General features: G+C 68.6%; 12 protein-coding genes and 1 pseudogene. 5 read left to right on the top strand and 8 right to left on the bottom strand.

Annotation, left to right across the window (positions count from 1 at the left end; translation table 11 throughout):
• The first annotated feature begins 510 nt into the window (after positions 1-510).
• The 4 genes and pseudogenes from KVT44_RS39305 (at position 511) to KVT44_RS39290 (ending at position 3,785) form a co-directional block, all read left to right on the top strand.
• A complete protein-coding gene (locus KVT44_RS39305; protein ID WP_254650536.1) occupies positions 511-1,983 on the top strand; it encodes an XRE family transcriptional regulator in 1,473 nt (490 codons plus the stop codon).
• A 14-nt stretch (positions 1,984-1,997) separates the two neighbouring features.
• Positions 1,998-2,621, top strand: coding sequence for a 2'-5' RNA ligase family protein (locus KVT44_RS39300; protein ID WP_254650535.1), 624 nt, complete (start codon positions 1,998-2,000; stop codon positions 2,619-2,621).
• A 261-nt stretch (positions 2,622-2,882) separates the two neighbouring features.
• A pseudogene (locus KVT44_RS39295) lies at positions 2,883-3,155 on the top strand (hypothetical protein); the annotation flags it as partial.
• A gap of 78 nt (positions 3,156-3,233) precedes the next feature.
• Positions 3,234-3,785, top strand: a complete 552-nt coding sequence (locus KVT44_RS39290) for a hypothetical protein (RefSeq protein WP_217572491.1) — start codon at positions 3,234-3,236, stop codon at positions 3,783-3,785.
• Between the two features lie 33 nt (positions 3,786-3,818).
• On the opposite strand, the gene KVT44_RS39285 is transcribed toward KVT44_RS39290, so the two are convergent.
• The 8 genes from KVT44_RS39285 to KVT44_RS39250 all read right to left on the bottom strand — a co-directional run bounded on the left by KVT44_RS39285 (position 3,819) and on the right by KVT44_RS39250 (position 10,790).
• Positions 3,819-4,637: a hypothetical protein gene (locus KVT44_RS39285; RefSeq protein ID WP_217572489.1), complete on the bottom strand. Its 819-nt coding sequence runs from the start codon at positions 4,635-4,637 to the stop codon at positions 3,819-3,821.
• Positions 4,637-4,969 (bottom strand): hypothetical protein, encoded by a 333-nt coding sequence (locus KVT44_RS39280; RefSeq protein ID WP_217572487.1) that lies wholly within the window; start codon positions 4,967-4,969, stop codon positions 4,637-4,639. The genes KVT44_RS39285 and KVT44_RS39280 overlap by 1 nt, the downstream gene beginning before the upstream one ends.
• Positions 4,970-5,041: 72 nt before the next feature.
• A complete protein-coding gene (locus KVT44_RS39275) occupies positions 5,042-5,326 on the bottom strand; it encodes a hypothetical protein (RefSeq protein WP_217572485.1) in 285 nt (94 codons plus the stop codon).
• A 12-nt stretch (positions 5,327-5,338) separates the two neighbouring features.
• Complete coding sequence (locus tag KVT44_RS39270) at positions 5,339-6,382, bottom strand: major capsid protein (RefSeq protein ID WP_217572483.1); 1,044 nt, start codon at positions 6,380-6,382, stop codon at positions 5,339-5,341.
• A 15-nt stretch (positions 6,383-6,397) separates the two neighbouring features.
• Positions 6,398-6,811 (bottom strand): head decoration protein, encoded by a 414-nt coding sequence (locus KVT44_RS39265; protein WP_308314230.1) that lies wholly within the window; start codon positions 6,809-6,811, stop codon positions 6,398-6,400.
• Between the two features lie 187 nt (positions 6,812-6,998).
• Positions 6,999-7,754, bottom strand: coding sequence for a hypothetical protein (locus KVT44_RS39260; protein WP_217572481.1), 756 nt, complete (start codon positions 7,752-7,754; stop codon positions 6,999-7,001).
• 37 nt (positions 7,755-7,791) lie between these two features.
• On the bottom strand, positions 7,792-8,610 hold the full coding sequence (locus tag KVT44_RS39255) for a hypothetical protein (protein WP_217572479.1): 819 nt from the start codon (positions 8,608-8,610) through the stop codon (positions 7,792-7,794).
• A gap of 350 nt (positions 8,611-8,960) precedes the next feature.
• Positions 8,961-10,790 (bottom strand): hypothetical protein, encoded by a 1,830-nt coding sequence (locus KVT44_RS39250; protein ID WP_217572477.1) that lies wholly within the window; start codon positions 10,788-10,790, stop codon positions 8,961-8,963.
• Between the two features lie 155 nt (positions 10,791-10,945).
• Here KVT44_RS39250 and KVT44_RS39245 point away from each other — a divergent pair, with 155 nt between their 5' ends.
• Complete coding sequence (locus tag KVT44_RS39245) at positions 10,946-11,974, top strand: hypothetical protein (RefSeq protein WP_217572475.1); 1,029 nt, start codon at positions 10,946-10,948, stop codon at positions 11,972-11,974.
• Positions 11,975-12,039: the final 65 nt, after the last annotated feature.

Genomic DNA, 12,039 nt, shown 5'->3' with positions numbered 1-12,039 from the left:
GCGGCCAATTGTCTGTCGGCGCGGGTGTGTACGAGCATGCCGGGCTCCGGTTCGACGGGCCTCAGCGCCGCGGTTTCCGCTCGGGCTGTGCGTTGCACCCTGTCGGCCCTCCTCAGCAGCGATAGCCGCGCCCTGGGGCCGTCGTGAGCGGTCGCCGAGGTCCGTTCCGCCCCGTCTGCATCCATCACCACCTGGGCCGAGGACGCAGACCCCAGGCCTCCTCCCTCCAGCGTCGCGGCGATGAACCGTTCGCCCTTGGCCTGACCTGCTGTCATCTGTTCCCCCGGGGGGTGGTGGTTGCGGTGCTCCTACCGTTCCAAGCTGGGCTGTTGGAGTCACGGGCGTCCGTGACCAACCTTTCTGGACTCGCACCACCGCGTTGACCAGGACCAATCCCCTTTTGTGGACGACTAGTTGGGCGGCGCAGCCCTGCTCCTTTGGGTCACGCTCACCCAAGAGAGCGCCGCCGCCGCTACCGTGAGTCCACAACACTGCACAGGGAGCACGCCGATGAACGCCCCCTCGAAGCCAGGTTCCAAGGCAGACCGGGATCTCCTCCGCCAGGACATGACTGCCACCGGATGTACGCTCGCGGACATCGCAATCGAAATGCGCAGCCGCTTCCGGATGCGCCCCAGGGAAGCGTGGCGGCATGCCCACGGCTGGACGCTTCAACAGGCAGCAGACCGCATCACCCATGCAAGCACCACACGCCCCGGCGAGGCTGTCGCCGCCGACGCGTCCCTTGTCGGCAAGTGGGAGAAGTGGCCAGGCCCTTCCTCACGTCGTCCTAGCCTTCCGGTCCTATTCGCCATGGCGGAGGCCTTCACATGTGGCGTGGCAGATCTGTTGGACCTGGACGATCGACGTGGGCTGCCCGAGGCAGACCTGCACCTGCTCATCCATCGTCCGCCAACGGCCGAGCCGCCGACCGCAGCGTCGTTCATCGTCTCTCCGCCAGAGCCGACCGGAACCGATCTCGTGCGCTTCGCCGCCGACGAGTCCGCGACGTGGGCTCAATGGGCGGAGGCCTCGAACGTCGGTGACATCGCCCTCGAGCAACTGATGGCTGAGACACGCACGCTCGCATCGGACTACCTCACTTCCGATCCTGTCCCGCTCTTCGTCCGTACCCGGGCACTACGCGACCGCGTCTTCGCTCTCCTCGAAGGCCACCAGTACCCTCGCCAGTCGGCCGACTTGTACGTCGCGGCTGGCTACCTGTGCGGGCTCCTGGCATGGATGTCCTCCGACTTGGGGCAGCTGCGCGACGCGGACACCCAGGGCCGGACTGCGTGGCTATGTGCCGAGCTGGCAGGGCACAACGACCTGCGTGCCTGGGTGCTTTCGACTCGCTCCAAGGTGGCCTTCTGGGACGGACGTCTTCGAGAAGCGATCAACTTCGCCCGGCACGGCGCCACGTACCAAACAAAGGGCTCTGTTGCAGTGCTCCTCTCCTGTCAGGAAGCCGATGCCTGGTCCGAACTGGGAGCTCAAGACGAGGCATTGGCGGCGCTTGCCCGCGTCGAAGAGGCGCGCGCCGCAATGACTGGCGAAGACGAGATCGGGGGCATCTTCTCCTGTCAGCCCGCGCGGCAGGAGAACTACGCGGCAGCCGCCCAGCTGCGTGTCGGTCGCCCCGCCGAAGCCTTGCGATCCGCAGACAAGGCCCTCACACTCCTAGCTGCGCAGCCGGTCAGGGCGTACGGCACTGAGGCACAGATCCACATCAGCCAGGCCGCGGCACATCTAGCCACCGGCGAAGCAGAGGGCGCCATCGAAGCCCTCGCACCCGTCCTCGCCCTTCCACCGGACCATCGTCTGGCGCCCGTCACCCGCCGACTCGGCGAACTATGCGCCGGCATCGGCCGACCCTTCACCAGCGGCACCTCAGCCGTTGGGCTACGGCAGGCCATCGAAGAGTTCTGCGTGGACTCCGCTCCGCGGCATCTTGCACTCTCGCCGGGGGAAGGCTCAGCCTGATTTGATCCCTGGCTATGACGACACAACCCGAGACCATGCGGAACCACTGGTGGTGGCGGCCGGGCTGGAGCGTGGGCCGCCGCTTCTACACCTGGCACCTGACGTTCGAGAACCAGAACGATGTGCGTCGGCTCGCTGCCGAGTACCGGGCCGCACTCGCACCTCTCGGAGACATCCTCACCCCAATCCCCGACCAGTGGCTGCACCTGACCATGCAGGGCATCGGCTTCGTAGGCGAAACCAAGGAGCAGGACGTCCACGCCATCGTGGATGCAGCCCGCCCGCGACTGGCGGCCATCCAAGCCTTCGACCTCCAAATCGGACCGGAGGTGCTCGACCCGGAGGCGGTACTCCTTCATGGCCACCCCGGCGGCCCTGTTCGAGCCGTCCGGAACGCTATCCGAGATGCCATCGGGGACGTTCTCGGTGAGGTCCCGGAGAAGGCCGAGGGCTTCACCCCGCACGTCTCCGTGGCCTACAGCGCCGGGGACGGTCCCGCAGAGCCGATCGCACAGGTCCTCGCAGGCCTCAACCTCACTCCGGCGCAAGCCCACATTTCCAGCGCGGAACTCATCGTGATCCACCGGGATAACCAGATGTACGAGTGGGAGCCCTTCGCGAAGGTCCCTCTCGGCTGACGGTCCTCCGCCAAGCGGGGTCTTGCCGCCGGTGGCCGTAAGACCCCGTGCCACCTCACCCGTGACGTCGTACGTCCGGCGCAGAGTCCGGCTCAGGCCGCCTCCCCGAGGTCGGGTCGCGGCCCGAACGCCCTCCGGAAGCGTGGATGGCAGATCGGCCACGCCGCTGCCTCCTCAACCGTCCGCAGTGTTCCGTCAAGGTGTTCGGCTTGTCGGTGTCCTTGTCAGCCGCACGGGGCCGTCGAACACCTCCATCCACTGCACAGGGCCGGTGTTGCCGAACGGCTCACCCCCGACTACGACGGGCTCACCACCCGCGCCTCCGACGTCCACCACACGGGGATGCTCGAGTCCAACTCGCAGGCCCACCAGTCAGGCAGCGAGATCGTCGTGGGCCTGTCGGACCAGATGATCGCCGTGTGGGACGGGCAACCGGCCCGCGGCTACGGCGGCACCGCCGACGTCGTTGCGTACGCGGACCGTGTCGGCGTACCCGTGCGGAGCGTGTGGCCCGAAGGCGCCACCCGCGACTGATCCGAACCATTGCAACGGCCCCGCCTCCTGCTGCGTCTCCATCGCTGTCGGCAGTAGCCGAGGCCAGGGGGAAGAGGAATGAAGATCGCACAGGGAATCGACTGGGGCACCGTCCCCGCATGGTTCAGCGCCCTACTATCCGGCGGCTCGGTGCTGTTGGCGCTCTACATCATCTGGCGTGACCGCAAGAAGGCCGAGCGCGAAGACGCCACGAAGGTGATCTGCTGGAGCGAGGACAGCCACGATGGGCGCACGACGTACGTCCATAACGCCTCTAGCCGCGCGGTCCATGCAGCCGCGGCAGTCATCTGGCTAAAGGGTGAAAAGGGCGCTCGCGGCGGCGACGTATTCCAAGATGCTTACCTGGGGCACATCATCCGCCCTGGAGAAGAGGCATCGGTCGAGACCCCACGCTGGCTGGACGACGGCGCAGGACCAAAGTGCGTCCCCTGGGCCGTGCAGTTCCAAGATTCGGACGGCCAACGGTGGGTGCGTGACCTAACCAGTGCCGGACGGCTCCACAAGGGCAACACTGCCCCGCGTCTGCGCTGGCGCGTCACCACCCAGTACTGGCGCAACGTACGACACAAGCGTAGGAAGATCAGACAGATCACGCAGCGAGGCGGGTAAGGAACGGGCGGTCGCGGATCGCTCGACCAACTCTCAGCTCTTGTGGACAGCATCCGGGCGCGGCCCGAACGCCCGCCCGCACCGCGGGTGTGAGATCGGCCAAGCCGCCGCGTCCTCGACCGTGCGCAGCGTCCCGCCCGCCTTGTCGGGGTCCTTGTGGCTGGTCCAGCCGCAGCCCGCGCCGTCGAAGACCTGCATCCACTGCACACCGGCCTCCCGCGCCCGGTTCAGGGTGCCCGCGTTGTAGGCCACTGCGCTTTTGGCGAGCGCCGCCGACTCCGCCCACGCCTGCACCGGGTATCGGGCGCCGTTGCGGTAGATCACGTGGGTCAGCTGGTGGTCGGTGACGAGCCGGTCGGCGAGGGCCTTCGCAGCCTGCAAGACCGTGGTGTTCCCTGCGGCCAGCAGCGGCACCTCCCGGCGTGCGGCCTCCCGTACGGCCCGGTAGAACTGCGCTGCCATGCGCTGCTCCTCCTCGGAGCGGCGCAGGAAGTCGGCGTAGGAGTCGGCGGCCAGCGACTGCAGGGCCTCGGTGTGGATGAGCGTCCACGAGAAGTGCCCGCCGACCGCCTCGGCTGCGGCCCGGGCGCCCTGCTCGTACAGGTGGGGCAGCTGCCGGGCCACGAACGCACGGGCTTCGGTGTCGACGCGCCGTTGGAAGTCGACGATGGCGGCCTGGAATTGGGCGAGGCGGTCGGCAACCATCCGGGAGCGGGCGTTGTCACCGATCGCGGCGAGCACGGCGGCCTGCTCTGCGGCCAGGCGCTGCCAGGCGTCCTCCAGCACCGCGGCGACCCGTGCCGCCACGGTGGCCGCATCCCCGGGCGTCAGCGGCGGGAAATCGTAGGCCACTACCGCCGCCAGTGGTGGCACCGGCGGTGAGCGGACTGCAGCGGGGCAATAACCAGAGCGTCCCAGCCAGTTGGATCGTCAGGCGCAGGCGCGTCCTCCATGGAGGCGATCTGCCTCTCCAAGCCGGTCAGGTTGTTGGACTGGTCGAAGGTGGCGACACCGTTGACGGTCATCTGCAGCGGCTCGGCCAGCAGCTTCGCGCGCCGCTCGGCCAAGACCTCGTTCGCGACAGCGCGAGCGGAGGTCAGCCGCGCGTAGCGTGCGTCCAGGTCGGACGTGTCAGTGGTGGGGCCGAGCTGAGCCAGCAGCCAGGCGCGTACAGCGACGTCCACGAGATGCTCCTGTCGTACGAGGCGAGCTCGGCACCGCAGCGGTGCCGAGCCTCACTGGTGATGTACCGCTACCTACGCATCTGCGCCTGCCGCCTTCGCGGCGCGTCGCCTCGGGGTCTTGGTCGGCTCCGGCTCCGGCTCCGAGACAGGATCCGCCACGGCTGGCGTCTCTCCCACCTCACCTTCCACGCCAAGCGAGTTCGGCGTGCCCTCCTCCGCAGAGGGAGCCTCCCCTGACCACGCGACCGGGTTCGGGATGAGCAGGGCGAGCCGCTCGGAAACCTCTGCCCCCGCATCCAACCGGATCGGGCCCTGCTCGGGGTCTCGCAGGAATACCGTGCGCGCCAACTTCGCCATGGACAGCTCCCTTTAGAAGACCGTCGCGGCGATGTGGATGTCCGGCACGTACAGCACGGGCATCGCAGCAGCGGCGGAGATCGTGGACAGCTGGACTGGAGTGCGCGTCTGCACGTGGGTGGTGATCACGATGCCGGGAGCCTCCTCAGCAGTGATGACTCCCTTGCCGCGCAGCTCGATCGCCTCGGCAGTCAAGCCGTATTGGGTCTCGCCCCACTGTTCGCGGCGCGGCGGGATCATCGCCCACAGCGACTCCGGGGTCGTACGCACCAGGTTGTCGCTGCTGTCGTACACCTGCACGTCGTAGGCGGTGACGGGCGGCAGATTGTACTTGGCACGGACCCGGTCGACCTCCTCCGGAGCGAGCATCCCAGTCGGGATCTGGTCCTTGGACGGCGAGTTGTGGAACGCGGCCCGGTACTCCGCTGTGGACCCGAGCAGGGACAGCGCCTTCTCCGAGCTGATGACCCGCTCCGGACGCGGGGCGCCGATGCTCTTCAGGTACTGGATCCACGCCAGCTCGTCCGTGACCGGGGTGGCCGCATCCGATTGGGACCACGGCACCGCCACCGTCGGCCGGTTGGCAGCTGGCACCCGCCAGTCCACGTCCAGGGCCACACCGGGCAGCGACACCACGCCAGTGGACAGCATCTGACCGGCGGCGATCTCCATGGCGGCCTTCGTAGCCTCCACGTGCTGTTCGAGGTCGTCGTACAGCAGGTCGAGGAACTCGCTGGTGTCCTGGCCTCGGGCGACGGCGGACAGGATGATCTGGAGCTCGGAGAACGGCAGCTCCTGGCCGACCCAAGGAAGCATGCCCTCGTTGATGACCTGCTCGGCCCGCCGCTTCGCGAGCGTCGGAGCGGCTTCCCACGCGCGGAACCGCGCCGCGTTCACGCGCCGCTTGCTGCTCTTCGTACGGAACTTGACGTTGTCGATGCTTCGCTCGGCGAACACCTCGCGCGTGAGGAGGTAGTCCTCCGGCGTGGTGATCGCTCGGATGAAGGCCTGGATGTCCTCGGGGACGATCGCCTCGAGAAGCTTCTCAAGAGCCATAGGGGGCCTACCTCCTTACCGGTAGTGGATGAACGCCGTCGTGTTCGCGACGGCCGAGGCTGTGAAGGCGACGGGAAGCTTGGGCGCGTACACCTCGCCGCGCCACAGCAAGGCACCCGCGGTCCTCGGCGAGCCGGGGGTGAAGGCGGTTTCGGCGACGAGGAACCCAGCCAGGATCTGGGTGCCGTCGCTCGCCGAGGAGTTGTAGGGGGCATACAGGCCCGACGTAGTGATCTTGCCGAGCGGAAGCCCCGACTTGATGATGTTGAGGGGCTGCTTGAGCGTGCCCGCCGTGTAGTGGGTGCCCGACGTGAGCTTGCTGGTGTCGATGGGGATCGTCTGGGCTTCATGGACGCCGTCCAGCGAAGCCAGCCATGTCCGGTCGTCGGTGACCGTCGTGGTGGTGGTGAGGACCTGGTAGTCGCTCACGATGTCTCCCTCGTGGGTGCGGATCGGATTCCTCCCGCACCCGGCGCAGGTCGGCGCGGGGCGGTGTCCACGAAGTGACGGCGGCCGAGCCGCTCCAGGGCGTGGTCCCTGATCACCCCGACCGACTTCCGGAAGGGCGTCCACGGTTTGAGGGGCGTGGTCCCAGGGCCACGTCTTGCTGACGGGGTCAGTCGCTGATGAGCCCTCGTCGCCGGGCCATTTCGAGACCCGCCGCTCCGCGTCTGGGTGGAATGCCTCCGCGCTTCGGCGGGCCGCCGGCGGGAGATCCACCCGGAGCGGGCGGCGCGGTCTCCCGGGCCCGGCCGAACAACTCGGGCCGCCGCTCCTTCAGTTGCTCAGCGGCAGCGGCGACAGTCTCCTCGTCGGCGTCGGGCTGGTCCTGAAGGGCACGGTCGATCAGGAGCACCGCGTCATCAAGGTCGTCCCCGGCCGCGCCAAGTCCTCCGAGGGCGGCACGTCGGATGGCGGCGTGCTCCCTGGCCAAGGCCTGCGCCTCACGCGTCTCAGCTGACCTCAGCTTCTCTTCGGCGGCCTGCTCACGGCGTTCGATCTCCGACAGCTGCGCAGCCTGCGTGTCACGCTGCTGCTGCACGAACGTCGTCAGGTCGTCTGTCTTGGTGAACCCCAGCTGCTCGACGAGCTTGCGGATCGCGGCCCGTTCGCCCTGCTGCTTCTCGCGGGCCAGCAGCCGGTTCAGCGCCTCCTGGTCCGGCACCTGCGCCGGTGGCACGGCCGGGTCGGTGTTCGGGCCAGGCGGCAGCTGCTGGTTGGACGGGTCGGTGGGGTCGGCGCCCAGGATCGGGTAGATGGGGCGGCCGTCACGCCGGTATCCGACGGGCGTACGGGGGTGGGGCAGCAGCCTGTCCATGCGGATCCAGTCCTCCAGCAGCAGCGCCCCCGCGCCGTCGATCAGTGTAGCCACAGCCGCGGCCACCTGCCCGTGTGCTGGTGGCGGGTCGCTAACTCTGCTGCGTGGGGATGGCGGCCTCGGCTGTAGCCGTACGCCTCTGCCGACGTGGCTTCGGCGCGGTGGTCTGGGGCGAGGTCCCGGTTGTGACGTTCCGGTGCATCTCCTTGCCGCTCTCCAGGATGTCACCCACGATCATCTCCATGACCACCGCCCTGCGGTCGTCCCTGAGCGTTGAGGCAATGCGTTCGGCGGTGAGGAAGTAGCCGTTCAGGACTGGCTGGTTGAAGTACTGGTTGAGCTGCTGCAGAGCCCGCTCGTACGTCTGCATGTACGTACGGCTCAGGTAAGCGGTGAAGGCGGTGCCGACCGCAGCGAACGACCCGACAAACAGCCGATCGCCTTGAGCATTGAGCTGCCAGCCCGCGAAGAACGCCACGACCAGGATGGCCAGCCCGATTCCCATGGCGACGCGGCTAGCGTTGTACGCCTTCGTCGCCTGATCAGTTGCGATGCCGTGGTACCTGTCCAGTAGGACCCGGTTGAAGTCGACGAGGCTAGGCAGTTCCATCTTCTCTCGCAGCCGGTCGGCCGCCGATTCAAGGATCTTGCGCTCACGCTCCGCCTCCTTGAGCCGCGCCTTGGACACGAGCCAGTACACACTGATGCCAGCGACGGCCAAGGCCATGACACCGAACAGCACTGCTGGCCCGACCCACGAAGGGATGGGGTCGGCAACTGGCTGACCCTTTCCCTGCTTAAGGGCGTCAGCCGATGCTTGGGCTGATACCCATGTCGCGTACCCGGTAGCAACCAAGCCAGCGACGCTAGCTATCCCCACCATGACGGTGCCCAGCGTCACAAAGGACACGCGCGACCACACCGATGTCGGTTCCGCTACCACGCGTGGGGCCCGAACTCGGTCGGGACGGGGCCGGGAACGGGCGAGACGCTGCTGGAGCAGGCGGTGTTGGTGTGACTGGACGGACATGTGCCTCCTCCGACACCGCTGTGCAACACATGACGCGCCGACAGCCCTCGCGGCTTCATCGCGTCAGGGAGTGTAGCCACAACCCCAGTGCACCGAAGGGACTTGCGCGCAGGAAGGGTCAGCGGGGGCTGGGCCCGCCTCCACCCACCGCGCCGGTCGCTCCGGACGTAGGCAGCTGGGCGGGCGGGGGGCTGCGGCTACACCGAGCGCGGGCTGGCAGGCAGGCCACCCTACGCGGCAGGCTGACCGGTCTGCCCCGGCTGGACGAGCGGCACCTGCTGCACGGGGTCGGCTTCGGGCAGGCCCAGGTATTCGCGTACGGCCCCGTTGTCGCCGGTCGCGTCGGCGAGGCGGGCGGCCTGGTCGAAGGCCCGCTTCTGGATCCGTTCGATCTCCTCGGCGACGTCCTCGATCGGGTACCCGGCTTCCTGCAGCATCCGCACACCGGTCTCCAGGGAGAACACGCCCGCCTCGTAGCCTGCCGTGACGTCGTTGAGGACGGTGGTGCGGTCGGTGGGGGTGTGCGCACCCCACGCCAGGCGTGCGGGTAGCGACTCGCCGGCGGGCCACACCTGTCCGGCCTGGTGCAGGCGCTGCACCATGCGCAGCAGCAGCTGGTACTTGTGGTTGCGGGCCAGGCGCATCGCGCTGACGAGGGAGTCCAGCGGCCCCAGCGCCAGCTGCAGCGCGTACCCGGACGGCACCTTGGCCACGTCGAGGGTGCCGAGGCCGGCCGTGGTCAGGCGGGTGTTCGAGGCGAGCCGGTCCAGCAGGTGGTCGATGCGCTGACGCAGTTCGGCGAGCTGCGCCGAGGTGTCGAGGGTGTCCATGCGCCCGGAGTCGGACAGCTGCCACACCGTCCCCGCCTCCACACGCACCGGCAGAGGCTGCCCGGTGGAACGGTCGATGGGCAGCCGCGCCCCGGCGAGCGCGACGATCGGTGTGCCGGTGGTGGAGGAGGCGGAGGCGCTGTCGGTGTCGGTGGCGGCCAGCTCGTCCAGCAGCTGCAGCACCGTCGCCAACGTCGACTTGCCCCAGTGCTCGCCGACGTCGGGGATGGTGTTCGGGATGTGCACCACCGGAATGAAGTCGTGCATCAGGTCGAGCCGGTTAAGGACCTGGCCGTCGGAGCGCACCCGGTAGGCGGCCTTGTCCGGCGGCAGGGAGAACACGTCGTGGGCGCGGCCCAGGTCCTCCAGCAGCCATTCAGCGTCGGTGAGGTAGCACGTCGTCGACGACGGCTTGCCCGGCGCCCACGGGTAGATGCGGGTCACGGTGCCGGTGAGCGGGTCGCGAGTGTCGCCGACCGTCAGCACCGGGTCTCCGTCAGCGCCGGCCACCTGCTCACGCACCGCGCGCCCATCATCGGTGCGCCCGGGCGCGGTCGCGGGACCGATCGGGCCGAGCTCGTAGGTGATGCGCCGTACACGCGCTTTCAGGCCGCGCACCGGGTCGGCGGCCAGCTCCCACGCGAAGTGCACCCGCTGCGGGTACTCCTGGGCGTCCTGCTCGCCCTCGTCCCACTCCGGGAAGTAGAACCCGGGGTCGTAGGTCCGCAGGAGCGCCCGCCGCTTGGCCGGTTCCCACGCCAGCGTGTACACGCCGTCGCCGCAGCGCACCGCGCTCCGCTCGGCCTGCTGGATACGCAGCGGCAGCAGCTCCTTGTCCGCCCAGGTACGCAGCTTGTCCTGCAGGTCGGCGGCGGCCTGGTCTTTCGGGGTCGGCTTGCCCTGCTCGGCGTGGTCGGCGCCGGGCACCACGATGGTCTGCTCCGCGCCCAGCAGATAGCCGAGGGTGGTGTCGATCAGCTTGGACGGATCGCCCAACTCGCGGCGCTCCACGCCGTGGTGGTCGCCGGTGACGGCGGCGAGCTGCCCGGCCTGGTTGGAGTCGTAGGCGGCAAGGAACTTGTAGGCGGCCAGGCGGCGCAGCTCCTCGGCTGGCACCCACGAGGAGTTCAGCTCGGGGAAGGCGTGATGACCCGGCCGGTTCGGGTCGGCCATCGCCTGCTTGTAGTTGAGCCACGACCAGGCGTCGATGAGCAGTTCGCGCAGCCTCACGGGTGCCCCTCCAGACGTGCAAGCCCCCGCGCCCGCGCCGACCAGGATACGCATGCAGGGGAGTGCGGCCATTGGTGTCGCGGCGTCCGGAGAGGGGTGGGAGAGTACAGCCCCAACACACCTGCTTCACAAGAAAGTCGCGAGGAGAACACTCGATGAGAACAGGCGTCGTCGCTGCGGTCGTGGCCGGCTGTGGCGCGTTGCTCGCGGCCTGCACATCCTCACCCACACCCGCTGCCGCGCCGGGCCTCAGGCCGCTCTCCTCACCGACTTCGGTCACGAGCAGCACAGCAGCCGCGGCGGCGGGGGGCGCCTGCACGATCTACCTGTACGGGCATGCCGCCCGTGCCGAGGTGCGCGGCAGCGGGGAGTCCGATGCGGCGGGCGAGTGCCGCACCCTGGCCTCTTCTTTGTCCCAAGGCGGCGACTTCTGGACGACGCAGGCCGTCGCCGTACAGGGACTCGTGCCCGAGGTGTGCGCCGTGCAAAAGAGTGGCGTCGTCGTCGTGGTCCGCGACACCAACGCCCAGATATTCGGGCAGGGCCTGTGCAGCGCCCTGCTGCAAGGCGGCTGGGCTGAAGATGCGGAGGCCGAGGGGACTGCGCAGCAGCAGGACCAGCAGACGGTGCATGCGAGTGCCCAGGCCAGTGCGCGGGCGGCAGACCAGCGCACCGCCAATGACGCGCTCGCCACGCTCCAGGACTCCAACAGTTCCTTCACCAACGCCAAGTCGGTGCGGGGCGACCTCACGACGGCCGACAACGACCTCGCCCAGTTGCGTAAGGACGCCAAGGGCGGCAACGGCGAGGACTGCTACAACGTGGAGAGCGTCGTCGGGTACGACGCGGAGAGCGTCGTCGGCTACGACGTCACGAGCTCGGCCAGCTATGACGTCGACCAGGAGCAGCAGGGCATCGAGCAACTACGCTCCAGGATCACCGACCTGAAGGACGCACAGGCGGCCCTCACTGCTGACGGGCTGCCCACGCTTCCCGGCGCCAGCACAGCCATCGCCACGGCCGAGGCCAACCTCACCGCGGCGATCACCACGACGAACAAGACCATCGACGATCTCAACGCCGACTTGAAGACCGCCTACAGCATCGCCAACACGCTCGGCACTGGCGTCTGCGCCGACAGCGGCCCGGGCGAGGTACCAGAGGGGCTGTCGCACGTCTCGTGAATCAAGGCGGCCAGCAACGACCCGGCGGCCGCCATGCGTTACACCGAGTGCAAGATGGCGCCGCT

The organism is Streptomyces sp. GbtcB7, from assembly GCF_019091445.1.
Lineage (GTDB): Bacteria > Actinomycetota > Actinomycetes > Streptomycetales > Streptomycetaceae > Streptomyces > Streptomyces mirabilis.
Note: the sequence above shows the minus strand (reverse complement) of the source record. Positions and strands in the feature narration are given on the sequence as shown.